Origin of the sequence: Bacillus sp. NPDC094077 (genome assembly GCF_050279465.1) — a bacterium.
GTDB lineage: Bacteria > Bacillota > Bacilli > Bacillales > Bacillaceae_G > Bacillus_A.
Genome location: NZ_JBNNUF010000007.1, coordinates 43,877 through 61,735, shown reverse-complemented (window position 1 = coordinate 61,735; position 17,859 = coordinate 43,877). Strand labels below are relative to the sequence as shown.

General features: G+C 34.3%; 21 protein-coding genes and 1 pseudogene. 10 read left to right on the top strand and 12 right to left on the bottom strand.

Translation table 11 applies throughout. From position 1 onward, the window contains the following. The first annotated feature begins 122 nt into the window (after positions 1–122). Positions 123–1,178, top strand: a complete 1,056-nt coding sequence (locus tag ACQKNR_RS17715) for an alpha/beta hydrolase (RefSeq protein WP_427319174.1) — start codon at positions 123–125, stop codon at positions 1,176–1,178. Positions 1,179–1,337: 159 nt separating this feature from the next. On the opposite strand, the gene ACQKNR_RS17710 is transcribed toward ACQKNR_RS17715, so the two are convergent. Beyond that, positions 1,338–2,717 carry an aldehyde dehydrogenase gene (locus ACQKNR_RS17710; RefSeq protein WP_427319172.1) on the bottom strand — a complete coding sequence of 460 codons (1,380 nt, stop codon included), beginning with the start codon at positions 2,715–2,717 and terminating at the stop codon, positions 1,338–1,340. 535 nt (positions 2,718–3,252) lie between these two features. Next, positions 3,253–4,140, bottom strand: a complete 888-nt coding sequence (locus tag ACQKNR_RS17705; RefSeq protein WP_427319487.1) for a DMT family transporter — start codon at positions 4,138–4,140, stop codon at positions 3,253–3,255. A 537-nt stretch (positions 4,141–4,677) separates the two neighbouring features. Here ACQKNR_RS17705 and ACQKNR_RS17700 point away from each other — a divergent pair. Continuing rightward, a complete protein-coding gene (locus ACQKNR_RS17700; protein WP_427319170.1) occupies positions 4,678–5,223 on the top strand; it encodes a hypothetical protein in 546 nt (181 codons plus the stop codon). Positions 5,224–5,225: 2 nt separating this feature from the next. Continuing rightward, positions 5,226–5,885, top strand: a complete 660-nt coding sequence (locus ACQKNR_RS17695) for a PspA/IM30 family protein (protein ID WP_427319168.1) — start codon at positions 5,226–5,228, stop codon at positions 5,883–5,885. 46 nt (positions 5,886–5,931) lie between these two features. Here the strand turns inward: ACQKNR_RS17695 and ACQKNR_RS17690 are convergent, their stop codons facing one another. Beyond that, complete coding sequence (locus ACQKNR_RS17690; protein ID WP_427319166.1) at positions 5,932–6,507, bottom strand: TetR/AcrR family transcriptional regulator; 576 nt, start codon at positions 6,505–6,507, stop codon at positions 5,932–5,934. A gap of 142 nt (positions 6,508–6,649) precedes the next feature. Between ACQKNR_RS17690 and ACQKNR_RS17685 the strand changes: the two genes are divergently transcribed. After that, positions 6,650–8,125, top strand: coding sequence for an MDR family MFS transporter (locus tag ACQKNR_RS17685; RefSeq protein WP_427319164.1), 1,476 nt, complete (start codon positions 6,650–6,652; stop codon positions 8,123–8,125). Positions 8,126–8,167: 42 nt separating this feature from the next. Here ACQKNR_RS17685 and ACQKNR_RS17680 read toward each other — a convergent pair whose 3' ends face one another. The 4 genes from ACQKNR_RS17680 to ACQKNR_RS17665 all read right to left on the bottom strand — a co-directional run bounded on the left by ACQKNR_RS17680 (position 8,168) and on the right by ACQKNR_RS17665 (position 9,957). Beyond that, positions 8,168–8,695, bottom strand: a complete 528-nt coding sequence (locus ACQKNR_RS17680) for a permease (protein ID WP_427319162.1) — start codon at positions 8,693–8,695, stop codon at positions 8,168–8,170. Next, positions 8,692–9,174: a hypothetical protein gene (locus ACQKNR_RS17675; RefSeq protein WP_427319160.1), complete on the bottom strand. Its 483-nt coding sequence runs from the start codon at positions 9,172–9,174 to the stop codon at positions 8,692–8,694. Before ACQKNR_RS17675 ends, ACQKNR_RS17680 begins: the two co-directional genes overlap by 4 nt. Continuing rightward, positions 9,167–9,508, bottom strand: a complete 342-nt coding sequence (locus ACQKNR_RS17670; RefSeq protein WP_427319159.1) for a PadR family transcriptional regulator — start codon at positions 9,506–9,508, stop codon at positions 9,167–9,169. The genes ACQKNR_RS17675 and ACQKNR_RS17670 overlap by 8 nt, the downstream gene beginning before the upstream one ends. 311 nt (positions 9,509–9,819) lie before the next feature. After that, positions 9,820–9,957, bottom strand: coding sequence for a YjcZ family sporulation protein (locus tag ACQKNR_RS17665; RefSeq protein ID WP_427319157.1), 138 nt, complete (start codon positions 9,955–9,957; stop codon positions 9,820–9,822). A 200-nt stretch (positions 9,958–10,157) separates the two neighbouring features. Here ACQKNR_RS17665 and ACQKNR_RS17660 point away from each other — a divergent pair, with 200 nt between their 5' ends. The 3 genes and pseudogenes from ACQKNR_RS17660 to ACQKNR_RS17650 form a co-directional block, all read left to right on the top strand. Further along, a complete protein-coding gene (locus ACQKNR_RS17660) occupies positions 10,158–10,355 on the top strand; it encodes a preprotein translocase (protein ID WP_427319155.1) in 198 nt (65 codons plus the stop codon). Between the two features lie 515 nt (positions 10,356–10,870). Further along, positions 10,871–11,353 carry a PRK06770 family protein gene (locus ACQKNR_RS17655; protein ID WP_427319153.1) on the top strand — a complete coding sequence of 161 codons (483 nt, stop codon included), beginning with the start codon at positions 10,871–10,873 and terminating at the stop codon, positions 11,351–11,353. Between the two features lie 212 nt (positions 11,354–11,565). Beyond that, a pseudogene (locus tag ACQKNR_RS17650) lies at positions 11,566–11,910 on the top strand (DUF3967 domain-containing protein); the annotation flags it as partial. A 303-nt stretch (positions 11,911–12,213) separates the two neighbouring features. Here ACQKNR_RS17650 and ACQKNR_RS17645 read toward each other — a convergent pair. Continuing rightward, positions 12,214–12,906: a CsxC family protein gene (locus ACQKNR_RS17645; protein WP_427319151.1), complete on the bottom strand. Its 693-nt coding sequence runs from the start codon at positions 12,904–12,906 to the stop codon at positions 12,214–12,216. A 328-nt stretch (positions 12,907–13,234) separates the two neighbouring features. Further along, on the bottom strand, positions 13,235–13,315 hold the full coding sequence (locus tag ACQKNR_RS17640; protein ID WP_427319485.1) for a YjcZ family sporulation protein: 81 nt from the start codon (positions 13,313–13,315) through the stop codon (positions 13,235–13,237). A gap of 468 nt (positions 13,316–13,783) precedes the next feature. Between ACQKNR_RS17640 and ACQKNR_RS17635 the strand changes: the two genes are divergently transcribed. From ACQKNR_RS17635 to ACQKNR_RS17625, 3 genes are all read left to right on the top strand, one after another. Further along, positions 13,784–14,116: a hypothetical protein gene (locus ACQKNR_RS17635; protein WP_427319149.1), complete on the top strand. Its 333-nt coding sequence runs from the start codon at positions 13,784–13,786 to the stop codon at positions 14,114–14,116. Positions 14,117–14,408: 292 nt separating this feature from the next. Next, the gene (locus tag ACQKNR_RS17630) at positions 14,409–14,537 is read left to right on the top strand and encodes a hypothetical protein (protein ID WP_427319147.1); all 129 of its coding nucleotides are present in this window, start codon (positions 14,409–14,411) and stop codon (positions 14,535–14,537) included. 150 nt (positions 14,538–14,687) lie between these two features. Further along, complete coding sequence (locus ACQKNR_RS17625; protein ID WP_427319145.1) at positions 14,688–14,846, top strand: hypothetical protein; 159 nt, start codon at positions 14,688–14,690, stop codon at positions 14,844–14,846. A 339-nt stretch (positions 14,847–15,185) separates the two neighbouring features. On the opposite strand, the gene ACQKNR_RS17620 is transcribed toward ACQKNR_RS17625, so the two are convergent. The 3 genes from ACQKNR_RS17620 to ACQKNR_RS17610 form a co-directional block, all read right to left on the bottom strand. Beyond that, entirely contained in the window at positions 15,186–16,592 is a 1,407-nt protein-coding gene (locus tag ACQKNR_RS17620; protein WP_427319143.1) for an alpha/beta hydrolase family protein, read from the bottom strand. A gap of 424 nt (positions 16,593–17,016) precedes the next feature. After that, the gene (locus ACQKNR_RS17615) at positions 17,017–17,124 is read right to left on the bottom strand and encodes a YjcZ family sporulation protein (protein ID WP_000505671.1); all 108 of its coding nucleotides are present in this window, start codon (positions 17,122–17,124) and stop codon (positions 17,017–17,019) included. 140 nt (positions 17,125–17,264) lie between these two features. Further along, positions 17,265–17,558: a YmzC family protein gene (locus ACQKNR_RS17610; protein WP_427319141.1), complete on the bottom strand. Its 294-nt coding sequence runs from the start codon at positions 17,556–17,558 to the stop codon at positions 17,265–17,267. Positions 17,559–17,859 lie beyond the last annotated feature (301 nt).

The following is a 17,859-nucleotide window of genomic DNA, read 5'->3' as shown; positions in this document are numbered from 1 at the left end:
GTTTTTGAATTATGATTCAGTTTAGAAGTGATATAATTACATAAACGAGATCGTCTATGAAATTCATATTAAAAATAACCGGCTATGCTCAGACCAAAGACATGGATGCAGGAGGTTAACCGATGACACAAGTACAAGTACCCAACCAACGAATAGAAAAAAAGCGCAACTTCAAATTAATGAAGTTTACAGGGATTGCTGTTTTGACGATTGCTCTAATCACGGCTACTTTCACCATTTGGACACCTCAGCCGAGCATTTGGGTGCTCCAAATGCTGGCCAGTAAGCATAATCCTGAAAATTTTGGTTCCCACCCATCCGATTTGCCCGCTCTTATGACACAAACTCAGGTGTTCTCTGACATTTCATATCCATCCAAGTACCAAGAAAATAAATTGGACCTTTACCTCCCTGAAGCTGATTCGAAGCCGCTGCCTGTGATCATCTTTATCCATGGCGGAGGCTTTATTACTGGAGACAAGTATATGGCTGCCGATTATTCAAGGGCGCTAGCCTCAGAAGGCTTTGCTGTAGTATCCATGAATTACGAGTTAGCGCCAGGGGCCACTTTGTTTGATCAGACGAAACAAGTCGGCGAGGTATTGTCTTATTTGCAGCAGCTAGCTCAAAAATACCCCTTGGACCCATCGCAGGTGATTTTGGCCGGTTCCTCATCGGGAGCTTTCTTGGCCGGGGAGTTTGCCCTGATCCAAACCAATTCCGAATATGCAAATCTCGTGGGAGTCCCGCAATCCGTATTGACGAATACAATTAAGGGCTTATTACTATATAGCGCCCCCTACGATATTACAGCATTTCAGCATAGCAATCTAAAGCCTGTGCAACAATTCATAATCAAACGTATGGGCTGGGGCATTTTGGGTGATAAGAACTGGATGGACAATCCGAAGTTTGATGTCTTAAATCTGTCAAAGTATATCACTAAAGACTTCCCTCCTACATTTGTAACTGACGGCAACACGAATTCGTTTGAAACACAAGCTAGAACTTTCGTCGCTGCACTTCAAGAAAAAGACATCCCAGTCACCTCTTTGTTTTTCGATCCCGACGAGATAGAGGCAGGTCACGGCTATCAGTTTGATATGGCCTCTCCGGCCAGTATACTTAGCCTGAAGCAGACAAAGGCGTTTCTGAAGGGAATAAATACCTCAAACTAATGTTTGAGGTATTTATCCAATCAAACGTTTTTATAAAAAAATTTCATAATTACATTAAATAAGAGTATGTTTTGATCAACCTTTATTCAAAACATACTCTTTATATTTTCCCTTTATTATTTCTTAATTCATACCAACATGAATATTTAACAAATCGTATTACTTAAAAATCTTTCGCAAAATTTTAATTTTGTTCCTATATGGTGGAAATACAAGCCCTAAATCTATCCTTGAACTTTTCTTTAAAATGCTTTTATGATGTGTAAAAGCATCAAAACTATGTTTTCCATGATAGGCGCCGAATCCTGCATTTCCTACTCCGCCAAAAGGTAAGTGGATATTAGCCATATGTGACATTGTATCGTTGACGCATCCTCCTCCAAAAGAAATTCGTCCTAATACCTGCTTTTCAACATTTTTATTTTCAGTAAACACATACAAAGCTAACGGTTTGGGATGGGCGTTAACCGTATAAATGACTTCATCTAAATCATTGTAATCCATAATTGGTAAAATCGGTCCGAAAATTTCTTCTTTCATAGCTGCATCATCCCATGATTTTACTTCAAGAAGTGTTGGTTCAATATATAAATGGCTTCTAGATGAATTTCCACCAAATACTATATAATTTTTGTCCTGCTCTAATATAGAAACAAGTCTATCGAATTGTCTCTCATTAATAATTCGACCGTAATCATTGCTTTTTAATACATCTGATCCATAAAAGTTTGTAATGATTTCTTTCATTTTCGAAATCAATTTTACCTTGATAGATTTGTGTGCAATAACATAATCAGGTGCAATACAGGATTGGCCAGCATTTATGAATTTTCCCCAGATAATGCGCTTGGCTGCTATATCGAGGTTAGCAGTTTCATCGACAATAGCTGGTCCTTTTCCACCAAGTTCTAATGTTACTGGTACAAGGTTTTTCGCCGCAGCTTCCATGACAATTTTTCCAACTTGAACGCTACCAGTAAAAAAGATATGGTCAAATGGTGCATGAATCAATAAAGAAGTTATTTCCCTGCCTCCTTCCATTACACGAATGTATTGCTTATCAAACGTTTCACTTATTATTTTGTTAATTATAGCTGAAACATTTGGTGCATTTTCTGAAGGCTTGAGAACTACACAATTTCCTGCTGCAATTGCCCCAATGAGAGGTTCAATTAATGATTGGAATGGATAATTAAAAGGTCCAATAATTAGCACGGTACCATATGGCTCTTTTATTATGTAGCTTTTGGATGGGGCAAAATGAATAGGTGTTTTTACTTTTTGAGGTTTCATCCACTGTTTTAGGTATTTCATTATAAAATTGATACTGTTAAATGCGAAACCTACTTCTGCAGCGTATGCTTCAAACTCGCTTTTGTGTAAATCTTGATATAATGCGCTCAGCACTTGACTTTCATATTTTTGAATAGAATTTTTTAGCTTTTCTAACTGTTTAAGCCGAAATTGAAGACTTCTTGTATGATCATGATGGAAAAATTGTCTATGCTCTTGAATAAGTTGTTGTATATCATCAACCATTAGGAAATCCCTCCAATAGTAAGGAAATATTCACATACCATGTCTATCAATTGTATAAAGCATTTCATCCACATATCCTATTTACTAATGCATCCGTTTGTTGATAAAGGCTACTGTTAAACTAAGGGTGATAATCTTAGGGGATTTTGATATTTCATTAAAAAGTAATTTTAGACTGAAAAGGTATTTTTTATGTAGCGTAAAATCTTTAAAAATTTCTCCAGTAGATCTGATGTTTTTTTGGTTTACATAAGTGGGATTATTGGACTATAAATTATTACTAATTACCAGCTTTTGATGAATTAGAATTGTTTTCTAAAAAATAGGGGGGTGGGCATCATTTTGAATCAAACTTTATTTTAAACTAACATCAGCAACAGAAAATAAAATTCCTGTCGCTGAATAAAAGGCATAGCACAGTATGCTTCAGTCACCTGAATGTTCTTCTGAGGGACAGATATTCACTTAGATTAAGAGAATAATACAAACGAATTCTCTCAATGTGGATGTGTAGTTATTTATTTTGGTAAAATATCTATTCCATATTTTTCTTATAATTAACCTTTAACAAACTCTTAAAATCCACCTCAGCAATTAATACACTTAATAATATAAGCGTCGCACCTAAGTATCCTTTCCCTGTGAGCGTTTCGCCTGTGAAGAAGAAGGCAAAGCCTGCTGAAAAGACAGGTTCTAATGAAAAGATAAGACCTGTATGTGTAGGTGTAGTGTATTGCTGGGCGATGACTTGCACAATGAAAGCGACCGCTGTGCAAAATATGCTTAAGGCTAAGGTGATTAGCCATGAGTCGATCGTGCTAGGTAGTTTTGGTGTTTCTATAATGAATGAAAAAATAAGACTAAATAGGCCGACAAAACCTAGCTGTATGACCCCAAGTGCAATGGAATTCACATGTTTCGTTACTGAACCAGTAATGATGACGTGAATCGCATAAAATAAGGCAGACAGTATGCAGAATATATCGCCGTTACCGATCTTGAATTCACTAGTTAATGTTAATAAGCCGATTCCTATTATCGTTAACACAATTCCTAATATAACTTTCTTTTCAGGAATGTGTTTTAAAAATATAGCTGATAATATTGGAATAAAAATGACTGTGAGACATAGTAAAAAACCAGCATTAGAAACGCTTGTATACTTTGTACCGAAAGTCGCGAAAATATAAACGATAAATAAAACAGAAGCTAGTATAAATGAGTATTTTACAGTTTTAAAATCAATTTTGAATAAATGTTTGTAAAATATTAAACCTGATAAAAGAAAGGCAATAATAAATCGTAATGCGATTAAATTGTATTCTTCTATGTCATACAGTCCAACCTTTGTAAGTAAGATGGAGGCACCCCAAAAGAATGTAACTAGTAGTAGCATTAAATCAGCTTTTAATTGTAGTTTCATTTCTATTCCCTCGTTATGTATAATTTGTAATCTCATACCCCTTCCCCTATTGTTTATTTTAATTCCAATTCTGAATATTTGAAATAAAAATTTATCGACGGTTTTTTCTTAAAAGGAAAGAGGCTATTTTATAATCTGATAAAATGGCCTCTTTCCTTTTAAAAATTCCTATCCAACAACCTCGTTCAGAAGAACAAATATCAGGTCAGCGTATGAACGAAGTGGATGGTGAGCGTTAAGAAAACTAGGTATTCCCATTCAATCATTGAAAGTTCGGATTTGAAGAAAATAGGTATGTGAGTTTCTAAAGTGAATAGAAATAATGAAACAGAACCCAATTTCTCTATTTGATATGGAGAAGTTGGGTTTTTTCGTTTTGGAATAATTATGAGAAAATTTTTAGATATTTCTCATATATTCATCATGTTTCTTTCATTCTCTTCTCACGTCTAAGTCGTACACTCAATGTATCAAAGATAAAGGGAGGTAATACATTTTTTACTTATTTCAAAACGAATGATAGATGGTGGTGGACAGATGAAAAAGAATAAACGTAAAAAATGGCGTTGGTTAAAATGGATTGTGATCCTTCCGTTACTTCTGGCATTCCTATTGTTTGGATTACATAGTATGAAGTTCGAAAGGTGGGATCATGAGAAGCATAAGCAAGCAGCGTATACTGTTTCTCACGATAAAGAAAGAGAAGCTTTCGTTACGCAAAAAGAAAAGTTTAATAACTTTGAGCGAGATCAGCATCATGAAAAACACCATGAAAAAGAGTTTGAAGGTTTATTCTTTATACCATTCCTGTTAGCGTTTGGATTTGTTCTTTTCGGTTGGTTCATGCTTCGTAAGTCTGAAGGGAATATGGTTAAAAAGTGGACAGGGATATTGCTCCTAGTTATTGGTTTATTACCGGTCCTTCCGGTACTTGCATTTGTTGCAATGATCGTTTGGGCATATAAAAAATTAAAAGAAAAAAGAATGGCAACTGATATGGATTTATACAGCGATTTTCAAGTACAACAACAAGTAGATATTTTAGATCAATGGGAACGTAATATTCGCAAGGAGGAGAAGTAATCATGGGTATTTTAAAACGTATTAAAAATATTGTAGTAGCGGATGTGCATCAAACGTTAGATAAGATAGAAAATCCCGTTAGTATGTTAAAGCAATATCTTCGTGAAACAGAGCAGCAAATTACGAAGGCTGAAAAAGCACTTTCTCATCAATATTATTTAGAAAAGAAATATGAAGCATTAATTTCAGAAACGGATGCTCTTATTGCGAAGAGAACTCGCCAAGCTGAGCTTGCCGTATCACGCGAAGAAGATCATATGGCGCAGTTAGCCTTGCAAGAAAAAATTGTGAGTGAGAAAAAAGCGGAACTATATCGCAAGCAGTATGAAATAACAAAAGAACAAACAGCGACGCTTTATGAACAAATTGACAAATTGCAAAAGAAATATGGAGAGCTGCAATATAAAGAACTAGTTCTTGTTTCGCGGTTAAATGCGGCGCAAGCGATAAAAGAAAGAAACAGAGCGATTGATTCGTTCCATACAGAAAGTACAGCGAAAGGTTTTGCACGCATTGAATCTTACGTGCAGAAATTAGAAGCAGAAACAGCTGCCAGTAACTATTTTTACAATTTAAAGTCTCCGAATCAGCAAGAAGTGTTAGATCAGCATTTGCAAGAAGAAGTACAGCGGGAGCTAGAGAAGTTAAAAGAGAATAAATAGTATGTAAAAAAAGCCCATTTCATATGGGCTTTTTTTATGGGTGAAATTATTCCTTTCCGAACTGAAAAATATTTTGATTAATGAGTTGATGGAAATGTTGATCCATTTCTGCTGCAGGAACTTTTCTTTCATTTCGAAACCACCACGCACTTAATGCGGTGATTACTCCTGAATAAAATTCCGTTATTAAATCATTCGGCATCGTATGATTTTTACAAAGCCGATTCAACGCTTCCGTTTCCTGCTTTCTTGTTTCATGGCTCAAATAATGTATACGGTTAATAAATTGTTCGTCAGACATTTGCGATTCTAATATTTTACCGATTTCCTCATGATGCAGAAATTGTTCCATCACTTGAAACGGCTTGCTTAATCGATCAGAAAGCGGTATTTCAGCAATCATCTCACCATATCGTTTAAATCCAAATGCTAATAAAGCATCTTTATCTTCAAAATGCTTGTAAAATGTTGTTCGATGTACCATCGCACGATCACAAATTTGGTTAATCGTGATGGAACTATATTTTTGTTTTGATTGTGTCATTAATTCAAATAAGGAATCCCATAGTAATTTATGTGTACGTCTAATACGTAAATCAAGTTGTTTTTCATTATCGTTCATCTACAATTCTCCTTTTTTGTAGATTAAATATACAATGGCTGAAAATTGATTCTCCCTTTTTAATCTACATATGTATATTATATTACATGTGTTCCAGTGTATATAAAGCTTTTTGAGTAAAAAACAGGAGGAGAATTACGAAATGAATATGACAACTAAGAGCCCTGCAAGTGGCAAAGTTGATACTTCTAATATGAAACATACCCCCATTTTAATTGCATTACTTTTAGGGGCAATGGTTGCATTATTAAACGAAACGTTACTTGGTAATGCGTTAACTGTATTAATGAAAGAATTTGACGTAACAGCTTCAACAATCCAATGGCTTTCTACAGCATACATGTTAGTTGTTGGTGTTTTAGTACCGATTACAGCTTTACTTCAGCAATGGCTTACAACGAGACAAATGTTCTTAATCGCAATGGTAACGTTTTTAGTTGGTACATTAATTGCTGGATTCGCACCGACATTTTCTGTTTTATTAGTCGGCCGTATCGTCCAAGCAGTAGCGACGGGGTTAATTTCACCGTTATTAATGAATACGATTTTAATTATTTGTCCGCCTGAAAAACGTGGTGCTACGATGGGGTTAATCGCACTCGTTATGATGTCAGCTCCAGCAATTGGTCCTACATTATCTGGAGTAATCGTTGATTCACTGAATTGGCGCTGGTTATTCTACTTTGTCGTTCCGATCGTAATTATTTCCATTGTAATTGGAATGAAGTACATTCAAAATGTTTCAGAGTTAACAAGGCCAAAAGTAGATTATCCATCTATTCTTTTATCGACATTAGGATTCGGCGGGATTGTGTATAGCTTTAGTGCATCAGGTGATTTAGGATGGTCAGATGCGAAAGTGTATGGCGCTTTAATTGTTGGGCTTATATCACTATCCATTTTTGTCGTTCGCCAATTAAAAATCGAGAATCCAATTTTAGAGCTACGCGCATTTAAAGTTCCGATGTTTACATTATCAGTTGGATTAATTGTCATTGTTATGATGTCGTTATTCTCAACAATGACTTTATTGCCGATGTTCTTGCAAACAGTTTTACTTGTTACAGCCTTTAAATCAGGAGTTATAATGCTTCCAGGTAGCATTATTAGCGCCATAATGGGACCGATTGCAGGTAAACTATTTGATAAATTTAGTCCGAAAGTTATTATCATTCCCGGCATCGTGTTAGTAGGGATTGCAATGTTCTTATTTAAAGGTCTTACTCCTGACACATCAATGCTACAAATTATTATTATGCATAGCGTATTAATGGTTGGACTCATGTTTGTAATGACAGCACAAACATATGGTTTAAATCAATTAACACCAGATCTATATCCGCACGGAACAGCACTGTTTAATACGTTACAGCAAGTAGCTGGCGCAATTGGTACAGCTATATTTATATCGAAAATGTCTTCAGGAACAACTCAGTATATGGAAAGCTCCGCAAATCCAATGGATCCAGTAGAGAAGTTAAACGGTTTAACATCAGGATTCCAAGGTGCATTTACACTTGGATTAATCTTTATTGTTGTTGCTTTAATCGTATCGTTGTTCTTAAAAGAAGAGAAAAAGGGAGTAAAAGCAACGAGGGTTTTACAGAACGAAAATTAAGTTTCATATAAAAAGACACCTTCTTGAGGGAAAGATGTCTTTTTACATTTCTGTTGTAATATCATACCGCAACAATTGCCGCTGATCGTAAAACTTCTCGAAAATAATGCCCATTACATAGAAGAATACTAGACCGAAGCAAATATGAATAAGTGTAAATGTCGCTCCAAAGGAAGAAAATTCATATACGATAATCGGTAACTTCGCAGTTGTCCAAACGCCTAAGAAAAATACGATGTATCTAACGCTCGCACCTTTTTTTAATAGTAGTGCGGCGATTGGAAAGGCGACGTAGAGGGGGCCAGCTGCAATTCCTCCTAATAATAGGGAGAATAAGATACCATAGATGCCTGATTTTTCTCCCATATATTTAATTAACGTTTCTTTCTTCACCCACTGATCAAGTAATCCTACAAATATTAAGACAGGAGGAAGGAGAAACAGCATATCTAAAATACTATTCCCTGTTAGTTGTAATGCGGTCCAGCCTAAAGATTGATTTATAAAAGTTAATACAAAGAGCCCCAGTAGTAAAATGAAAAAGAAGCGATATCTTTTTAGTTCCTTCATACCATCACCACCCAAATGATATATGAGAATAGGAGAGACATGAGTAATGCAGATGCATTACGTGCGTAAGCAAATCTTCTCCCAAATATCTTTTGCTCCATCGGCATGGTTGTAAGCCCTACTGACATGAGTGTAGACATAAGTGCTGCAACTTGAGGGAGTCCTGCACCATGTTGTACTAATGTATTTCCAAGAGGGAACACGACAAAGCTTGGGATGAGTGCCACAGAGCCGAGGATTGCAGAATAAACAATACCTAAGAATCCAGACTTTTCTCCAATGATGGAAGAGATGAAGGCCGGCGTTAATATAGAAAGTGATAGTCCAACGAAAAGCATGATGGAAAGCATGGCAGGTAGAAGATTTCGAAACATTTTCCATGACTTAAATAGAGCGTCTTTCGTTTTATTACGATCTTTCATAAAAGAAATTCCCGTAAGAATAATGGCTAAAGTGTAAAGGATGACACCATTAATCATGATTGGATTCCTTTAAGTCTTTATATTTGTCTAGGAAAAAGGATAAGTTTTTCATTTTTTCTTCAATATCCATTTGAAAATCTGCCAATTGTTCCTTTCCAGCAGGGGTAATTTTGTACATCTTTCTCGGTTTGTCTTGATGAGTTGTACTTACATAAGATTCAATCGCACCTTCATTTTTTAATTTCTTTAGCGTGCGATATAGAATAGCGCTATCGATTGGATTGACTGGAAGTTCTTCTTCGCACTTTTGCAATAATTGCCCGCCATAGTTATCCTCCTCGGCTAGAAATAACAAAAGAAATGCGCCTGTATGTCTTCCTGTATGTTTCATGAATAGACCTCCTATAATGAATTATATTACTGTTATTAACAGTGTGCTGTTAATAACAGTATAAGGTGAATGAAATGCCGTGTCAATTTTAAAATTTGCAATTCTCGAGAGGGAAAATAACAAGGAATATTAAACAAAAAATACAATAGGGTGAATTGTAATCCTTTTCTAATCTTGTTAAGTAACAAAATAAAAGCCTACTGTTTTTTTGTGACAGTGACTTTTAGCGTTGATAAACTACTATATGAAGTAATATGTATATTGGCTGTACATCCAAAAACAAAAAAAGACACTCCCAAGAGTGCCTCTTATTAGCAGCCGAATCCGCCGCCCCAACAGCTAGCGCCAACGATGATTAATAAGATGAATAGCACAACAAGTAAGGCGAATCCACCGCCGAAACCACAGCCTCCACCACAACTACCGCCATAGCCATAGCCATAGCCCATATTAACTCCTCCTTCCATAAGGTCCATATATGAATGGATTTATTTCACTTTATGTTTTTTACGGATAAATGGAGTAAGTCCTTTTGAAAAAAATAAAGAAACTTGGGATTTTAGGGAATGGACGGCTTTGTTTTTGTCACGGGTAGTTTGTCATTTACATATTGTATTTTATTCTGTGTATTGGGGGAAGGAGGATCTTTATGGCTAATTCTGAAATGATTTTACGTTTACTTACGGATTTAAAGATTGAACAGCAAGCTTTGCGAGAACAGCTGGAGAAAATGCAAATAGCTTTGAGTATTCTTGAAGAAAAACCAGTTGTTACAAAGCAAAGAGCTTATTCTGGACGCCCAACATCTTTTCGTGATTGGAGAGCATCTACACAAAAGAATTCATAAAAATATAAGAAAAGAAGACATCAATTAAGATGTCTTTTTTTACTTGTACAATCCAAATGTGATCAGAAGGTATATCCATATTGCTTTAAAACTAAGAAGAAAATAACAATTATCGACTCCTGTTTTAGTATAGCATGTAATAATAAGTATTTTTATGCAATGTTACATATATACAGAATATATGATGTTAATCGTATATATTTTAGTAGTCTTTTATTTGTTTTAATTCATTTACTTATATTATTTTTTGAGCACCCCAGTAATGGGGCCTTTTTTTATTGTTTTAAAGTAGAAGACAGCAGAACATATTAAAATACTTATAGCAATTCTAAAAACTTAGTAGATTTAGGAGTAATACCATATTGTTATCAAGCTAAGATTTTAAAGTCCTACCCAAACGAAAATTTTATGCATCGTTGACTACTGATAATGATACGTTATGTAGATCTCACAGATAGATATGGAGGTACAGCTCTTCTTTTATGGTACACTTCAATAAAAGGGGGATAAGAGGTTTGAAAAAGTGGATTAAAATCACATCAACCTTAGTTATTGCTATAGCAGTTGGTATTTTTACTGGCTACAAAGTCAGTAAGTATGCAGGCTCAGACGTTAAGGAAAAGCAGACTGAGAGAATTAAAGGGGAAGAGGTAATACTTGATCTTAATTCTGATCGTCATATAATCAATGCAATGCACAAAATGACTCATCAAAAAGTATTATCTCAGGAAAAGCAAGGTTTTATCAAAATGACTCCAGAAAACATCGAAAAAGTGCGTCGAGCGATTGATGAAAGTAATAGTGGAACCTTACAACATAAAGAACAGTACCTCAAGATTTTGGTTCGTTGGTATGAAGGCGATTTCTCTCAATCGGTTGAGGAGCATAATTTATTATGGGAATGGGACAATAACAGCACTGGTAAAGCATACGAATTAGCGACACCGGAACAAGAAGAAGCATACATTCTAGAACAAGCGAAGTCTGAAAAACAATAAAGGGGTATCGTCACATCGGTATCAAGCTAATAAAAAGAAATGCCCCCTAAAATGAAAAAAAACGCTATTCTTTCTGTAGAATCATAGGAAAGAATAGCGTTTTTTATGTCTGTTTCTGTGTCTGACGAATTACAACTATTTGCTCAAGAGATTCAAAGTTTTTTATCTCCAAATGCCTTACGGAATCTTGCTAGAGATGTGGTTTTTGTACAATGAGCGAGAAGAAAGTAACGCTAGAACAGGCTATAAATCTAGCAATGGCAAGTGTTTCAGGAAATGAGGTAGCAACTGTTGCTACGGATAGCGTAGCGGATACAGAACACATAAAAGCATTAGCAGAACGTATAGAACGATTGGAACAACTTAATTTAGAGTTAATTCAAAGATTGGATCAACAAAGTAAACTTTTACAGGAAACTGATGCTTAAAGAATAATAAGAGAAGAACAAAGAGATGTTCAATTAATGCAGGTATTAAGAGAAATACAAGATAGTAAGCGTCTTATAGCAGCTTCAGAACAGAAGAAGTCGTTTTGGATTCGCCTGTTTGGTAAATAAATTAAAATCTAATGGTAGAGGGACTTTTGCTGTTTATTTGAAAAAAGATAGGAAGTGAGTTTTCTATTTATTGTTAATGATAATATTTAATTTTTGGCACTATAAATGTTAGTGAAACATATATTATATTATTGGAATGGTTCCGCTCGCTTATTTCATTTTACCTTTATTTTATAGTCTTCCTCCTAAGAACACCAACGGGCATTGGTGTTCTTTTGCTTAGGTTGGTTTTGAAAAATAAGAAGTTTTCTTATTTATAAATGTATAAAACAAAGAAGCACTCAAAATGAGTGCTTCTTTGTTTTATATTTGTACTTGTTGTACTTGTAAAACTTTCAAAGTAAGATCTAGTACAATTTTTTCACGAATTGTATCAAATGTTGCGTTTAATTCTGTTGGACAAGGGGAAAAGTCTAATTCAAAGAAGTTAGCGCTGACTAATTCGCAATACGGTTGTTCGTTATAAACAACTGCATTTTCGAAGAAGTATTTGTCTAAACGTGGTAAATCACCGTCTTTTGGATTAATAAAGTGAGATGTTGCGTCTGAAGAAGCTGCTATTAAAGGCAGTGTTAGAAAATCACCCTCTGTTAAATCTGCAAATCCAGAGAATGGAACATTTGCAATGCGATCAAATAGCACTGAATTACATCCATCACCCGCATATTCAATGTTTTTACGAATAAACCCTTGTACAAATAATTTTGCTCTTGTAACTCGGCGGAAAACTGTACCTGGTACTGGAGTAAATGCTACAGGAACTAACTTACATTGTGTTAAAAATACATTTTTTAGGACACGTTTAATTTCAGTTGCTACAGGTGCTAATGTAATATCGGATTCCACAACAATTTGAACTGTTCTTTCTGCTAATACAACTGGTATTTTTACAATTGGTGCTGGAGTAAGAATGGGTGTTGCAGCTTCATCACTTAATGGTGTTTGAGTTTGTCCTGCGACTTGACATGGCACCGTAATTGGACATTCTTCGCTCATATTATCTAATCTCCTTTTTGAAATTATTTTATATTTTTAAAACTATTCAGTTCCAATATATGCGTTTTTTTCATTTATGTATGAGCATGTATAATAGTTTTTAAAATTTACTTATTGAAGTTTGTTAATGAGATACCGACAATAATCTATGATTATTAGTATTTTATTAATCAGAAATTACAAAATCAGTTCAATCAAGTGTTAGTTTAAAAATTAGAAGAGGTTATGTATGAATTGGTTATTACAAAAGGGCATTTAGTTCTGAAGTTTGGGGATTTTTTCATAAAGAAAAGACATCTTTATAAGAGTGTCTTTTCTGATAGTTTTTTTAGCAGAAGCAAGAAGCTCCAACGATGATTAATAAAATAAATAATACAACTAATAAAGCAAATCCTCCAGCAAAGCCCATAATAGTTCCTCCTTTTAGATAAGAGGATTAAACATGGAGTCATTCATGCATTTTAACGGATTCATTTTACTTTATGTTTTTACGTATTAATTGAGAAGGTCCTTTTGAAAGTAAAGAAGATATTGATTTATGATTCGATATCTTCTTTACTTATAGTGTTTTGAATGTATACTTTTGTTGTATAAATTGAGGATATCAGGGGATTTGGTGAGAAGTCAATATTTGAGGGGATTTGAATGTAAACTAATATTTAAAAGTTTACTTTCGTTATTATAAGATGTTCATTAACATTTCAAAAAAAATAGTGTATAAATAAAACTAATTTAAAATCATTAGGCTTTGCTAAAACTATGAAAAAAACATTTTATTAGAGTTTTTTAAAATTTACATACACTCTAGATAAACTACATAACAACTTCAGATACGTGTTTTAAGATAAAGGTCATCAAACACAAGGAGATGATAGAAATGTTTAAAACATTATTAGCAGGAACACTTTTAAGTACAGGATTATTAGCCGGTGGTGGAGTAGGTGCAGAAGATATAAAATTAGATCAAAAAGTAGAAAACTCAAAATATAGCGACGCCTTTGAAAAACCGGAGCATGCAAAATCTGTTGAGAGAACAGAGGGTACAGGTTCTCAACAAGGAAAGAATTTACCAATAAAAGAAGGTACAGAATCAAATCCTGTATTTGAAACTGAAAACCTTGAAAAACCAGAAGGTGCAAAATTTGTTGAAAGAACAGAAGGTACGGGTTCTCAACAAGGAAAAATGGTACCAGCAAAAGAAGGAAATTAAATAATATATAGTTAGTTATAACGAAGAGCATCCAAAAAGTGATGCTCTTTTTATATTATTGGGATCAACTAGTTTTATTCGATATAGAACTGTAGCAGGAATTGAGGCTAGAACATGGGGTACTGTCTCTTCAAATCATGGTGTTTGGAGCAATAGTTTTGGTAGGAACGTTACAATACAAACATTTTGTTAGAGATTTTTTAAATTTACATACACTCTAGATAGACTACATATCAACTTCAGATACTTGTTTTATGATACAAGTAATCAAACAAAAGGAGGGCAATACAAAATGATTACAACAGTATTAACAGGTGGAGCAAATGTTGAAGATATACAGACAGATAAACATATTCCATATGAACAAAATGAATTGCAGCAAACTCTAGAAAAGTACGATTTGAAGAGGTTTAAGTTATAAAAAGAAAATAAATAAGTGTAGTGGAAATAGATAAATTGATAAGAGAAAAGCACTTTATGTATATCACAGGTACTTTTCTCTTATCAATTTGATACAGGACTTGAATTAAACTTTTATACTAAAAAATTCACAGAAAAAGGGGGGAGTCCATTGCATAAATTTATTTATGGAATATTAATTTTAATTTATACTTTGTATTCATTTTTTGTAAGTGATGGAAGTGAAGTAAGGTTTATTATGGTGTTAACTATAGTACTTATCTTTTCTGTGGTTTTAGAAAAAGGAAATGTTAAAAAAACGATTGATTAAAGGTCGTTTTTTTAACATTCTTTAATGATATCGAAAGTAAATTTCTATTCAAAAGTTTACTTTCAGAAAAGAAAAAAAGAGTCCTAATTTAATAAGACTCATTTTCTTTTATGGGTAGCACCCCATCACCATCAAGCTAAGATTTTGAGGTACCCCCAAAACGAAATTTTTATCTCTTGGCAGTTATTTATGTAAATTTAACTCTTTTTTTCGTTTTAGGGAACAACGGATATCTTAACTTGATGGGCATAGAGTAACACTACTAAGAGGTCTATTAAATACGTACATTTTAAGTTAGAAAATAGAAACCCCTCAAGCATAATGAGGGGTTTCATGATATTAGTGCTTAATGAGATGAAGTTCAGGATGTTGCTTCTGAATTTCTTCTAAATGTTTTTCATTTATTCCTTTTAAAGTTTGATCGAAAAAGCTAGTCACTAGTTTATTAATCAGTTTATGATTTGCGGCTACATCTTCGCCGGGTTCATTCATAATAGGGGAAAATGCTGCTAAATCTGTAAAACTATTATGATTCGCTTTTGGAATTACTACTGTGTATACACCAGGTTTTTCAACGGTTGTATTTCTTAAATAGGATATTTCAAACAATTCATCTTGAATTCCGCCTGTCTTTTGATTTTCCGCTTCTTTCATATAATGAATCGTAGCCTCCGCATTCATCAACATGAATGGTTTCTGAGGACCATCTTTAGGCATTGGCTCCCCGTACAATCCACCATCCATATCAATTGCGGCCTTAATCCGATTATCTTTTACTAACATTTGTGCGGAAGTTGCCCCTCCATAAGAGTGACCTAGCATGCCAATTTTGTCATAGTCGATTAAATCTCCAATCGTTTTAAAGTTTTTATCAAAAGTACCCTCCATTACTTTATCTAAAACAAAAGAAGTATCCTGTTCCCACTTTCGAACCATATTATTTAAGGCGGTAGGTGTAAATTCAATTGGTATGGAGTCTACACGGTTTCCATTAGGAAAAATTGTTGTTGCTGCATATCCTGTAAAATTAAGAGCGATTACTACATAACCTTGACTGGCTAGTTCTTCTAACTGGAATGTATTTTGTTGCCCGTATAATTCCATTCCGTGCCCGAATAAAAGGAGGGGGAATTTTTCCTTAGCTTGAATTGGCTTAGCGTCTTGATAAGAATGTGTTTTTGTCAGTCCTAAATGTGTCGTTACGATATACGGAGCACCTTTTGTTACTGCCAATTGTTCAGCTAGCGCGTCTATGTTCTCAAAATAAGCAGAAGGTTTCCCTGATCCTTTTTCGGCAGGATAGTACACTTGTATCATTAACTCACGATTTCCATGACTACTCGGTACAGCGGTTTCCTTTCGACTTTTATCAATTAAATGAAAAGCCTTCGTTCCTACTGTATATTTTCCCGTAGGCTCTGGGAGTGTTATGATCGGAAAAAGTAAGGGGAACGTAAACATTGCGATAGCAGTCACAATAATTCCTACACTTTTTAAAACTTTTATAGCTAATTTCTTGGAAACGACTGTAGTTTTGGGTTTCAAAAAAACTTGTAATGTTAAAATGAGTGTTAAGAAATAAGCAGGTATCATCCGCCAATTTGCGCCAATTACAACGATGGTTGCCAATAAGAATGCGTAATTTATCATTAAAATGAATACATTCTTTTTCGTCACACCACGCTGGATAAAGATGAGAGTGATGCTAGACAAAAGTAACACAACAGCAAAAATAATTTCTAACATTTTCAGCTTTTATCTCCCTTCCCAATCATATACATGTAGATTGCTAAATTGATAATCTATAATCTTCTCGGTTATATAACCGTCATTGATAATTGTATGCATGTAAGTAAGATTAGAACGTCTTTACATTACATCTTAAGAAAAAAGTACTCATGTGAGTACTTTTTCTTAAATGAATCGCTATTTATTTTTAAATTGATCCCCATAAATGATAAACCATACCGATAACAAAAAATGCTAGTCCTACAAAGAAAACGATTAAAGCAAGCATGCCATTTTTATTATGTTCCATAAAGTTATCTCCTTTTTTAGTTATATACAAAAAAAGCCTTTAGTTGTAATTATGGCTAAAGGCTTCACTTCTCATACTTTTTAGTTTATAAAGAAAAGACACCCATATATGAGTGTCTTTTCCGATAGTTTTTTAGCAGAAGCAAGAAGCTCCAACGATGATTAATAAAATGAATAACACAACTAATAAAGCGAAGCCTCCAGCAAAGCCACAGCCGCCACAACTACCACCAAAGCCCATAATAGTTCCTCCTTTAGATAAGAGGGGAAAACAAGGGATCACTCATGTTTTTTAACGGATTCCATTTACTTTATGTTTTTACGCATGAATTGAGCAGGTCCTTTTGAAAATAAAGAAAAGACACCTTAAGGTGCCTTCTATCAATTGGAATTATCCACTTTATTTAATTCATATTCGTCAGCAATAAACTCTCTTATTAGTTTTATTTCATACGTATCCGGGTTAAACTTAAATATTTTAATTTGATTAGATTCATCTTTGTATGCAAATGTATTCTCACCAACTTGGGTCATATTGCTGATGTTTGAGGTAGGATCGCTACCATGATCAGTGATTTCCACAACTTTCTCACGGTTCCAAAATGCAACGACAATGATTAAGATGATAAGGCATACACGTATGTAACGCAGTTCTCTTGCAATAGGATGTTCCATTTGATAGTCTCCTTTATCATTTGATAGATTTCGTGTAAAAAGAGATAATCCTTATGAAAGAAAAATGAATAGAATGTAAATAAAAAAGACACTGTAAAGTGTCTTTTTTATTTGAGTTATGCGCATTGCTTAATAAGACGCTAGTTTCTCAGTCTGACTATGAGTAACTATGTAGGGTAATTCAATTATAACATTCTAACCAATAATGGGTCTATATGGAATTTGTGTAATAATTACGTTTAATTATTCAGAATCATATATGTGATGTAGTATATGGAATGAGAAAGGGAAGTCCTTTATG

Bases quoted from the DNA above. Each gene is read 5' to 3' on its own strand.
- ACQKNR_RS17715 (WP_427319174.1), top strand. From the start codon at position 123: ATGACACAAGTACAAGTACCCAACCAACGAATAGAAAAAAAGCGCAAC.
- ACQKNR_RS17710 (WP_427319172.1), bottom strand. From the start codon at position 2,717: ATGGTTGATGATATACAACAACTTATTCAAGAGCATAGACAATTTTTC.
- ACQKNR_RS17705 (WP_427319487.1), bottom strand. From the start codon at position 4,140: ATGAAACTACAATTAAAAGCTGATTTAATGCTACTACTAGTTACATTC.
- ACQKNR_RS17700 (WP_427319170.1), top strand. From the start codon at position 4,678: ATGAAAAAGAATAAACGTAAAAAATGGCGTTGGTTAAAATGGATTGTG.
- ACQKNR_RS17695 (WP_427319168.1), top strand. From the start codon at position 5,226: ATGGGTATTTTAAAACGTATTAAAAATATTGTAGTAGCGGATGTGCAT.
- ACQKNR_RS17690 (WP_427319166.1), bottom strand. From the start codon at position 6,507: ATGAACGATAATGAAAAACAACTTGATTTACGTATTAGACGTACACAT.
- ACQKNR_RS17685 (WP_427319164.1), top strand. From the start codon at position 6,650: ATGAATATGACAACTAAGAGCCCTGCAAGTGGCAAAGTTGATACTTCT.
- ACQKNR_RS17680 (WP_427319162.1), bottom strand. From the start codon at position 8,695: ATGAAGGAACTAAAAAGATATCGCTTCTTTTTCATTTTACTACTGGGG.
- ACQKNR_RS17675 (WP_427319160.1), bottom strand. From the start codon at position 9,174: ATGATTAATGGTGTCATCCTTTACACTTTAGCCATTATTCTTACGGGA.
- ACQKNR_RS17670 (WP_427319159.1), bottom strand. From the start codon at position 9,508: ATGAAACATACAGGAAGACATACAGGCGCATTTCTTTTGTTATTTCTA.
- ACQKNR_RS17665 (WP_427319157.1), bottom strand. From the start codon at position 9,957: ATGGGCTATGGCTATGGCTATGGCGGTAGTTGTGGTGGAGGCTGTGGT.
- ACQKNR_RS17660 (WP_427319155.1), top strand. From the start codon at position 10,158: ATGGCTAATTCTGAAATGATTTTACGTTTACTTACGGATTTAAAGATT.
- ACQKNR_RS17645 (WP_427319151.1), bottom strand. From the start codon at position 12,906: ATGAGCGAAGAATGTCCAATTACGGTGCCATGTCAAGTCGCAGGACAA.
- ACQKNR_RS17640 (WP_427319485.1), bottom strand. From the start codon at position 13,315: ATGGGCTTTGCTGGAGGATTTGCTTTATTAGTTGTATTATTTATTTTA.
- ACQKNR_RS17635 (WP_427319149.1), top strand. From the start codon at position 13,784: ATGTTTAAAACATTATTAGCAGGAACACTTTTAAGTACAGGATTATTA.
- ACQKNR_RS17630 (WP_427319147.1), top strand. From the start codon at position 14,409: ATGATTACAACAGTATTAACAGGTGGAGCAAATGTTGAAGATATACAG.
- ACQKNR_RS17620 (WP_427319143.1), bottom strand. From the start codon at position 16,592: ATGTTAGAAATTATTTTTGCTGTTGTGTTACTTTTGTCTAGCATCACT.
- ACQKNR_RS17615 (WP_000505671.1), bottom strand. From the start codon at position 17,124: ATGGGCTTTGGTGGTAGTTGTGGCGGCTGTGGCTTTGCTGGAGGCTTC.
- ACQKNR_RS17610 (WP_427319141.1), bottom strand. From the start codon at position 17,558: ATGGAACATCCTATTGCAAGAGAACTGCGTTACATACGTGTATGCCTT.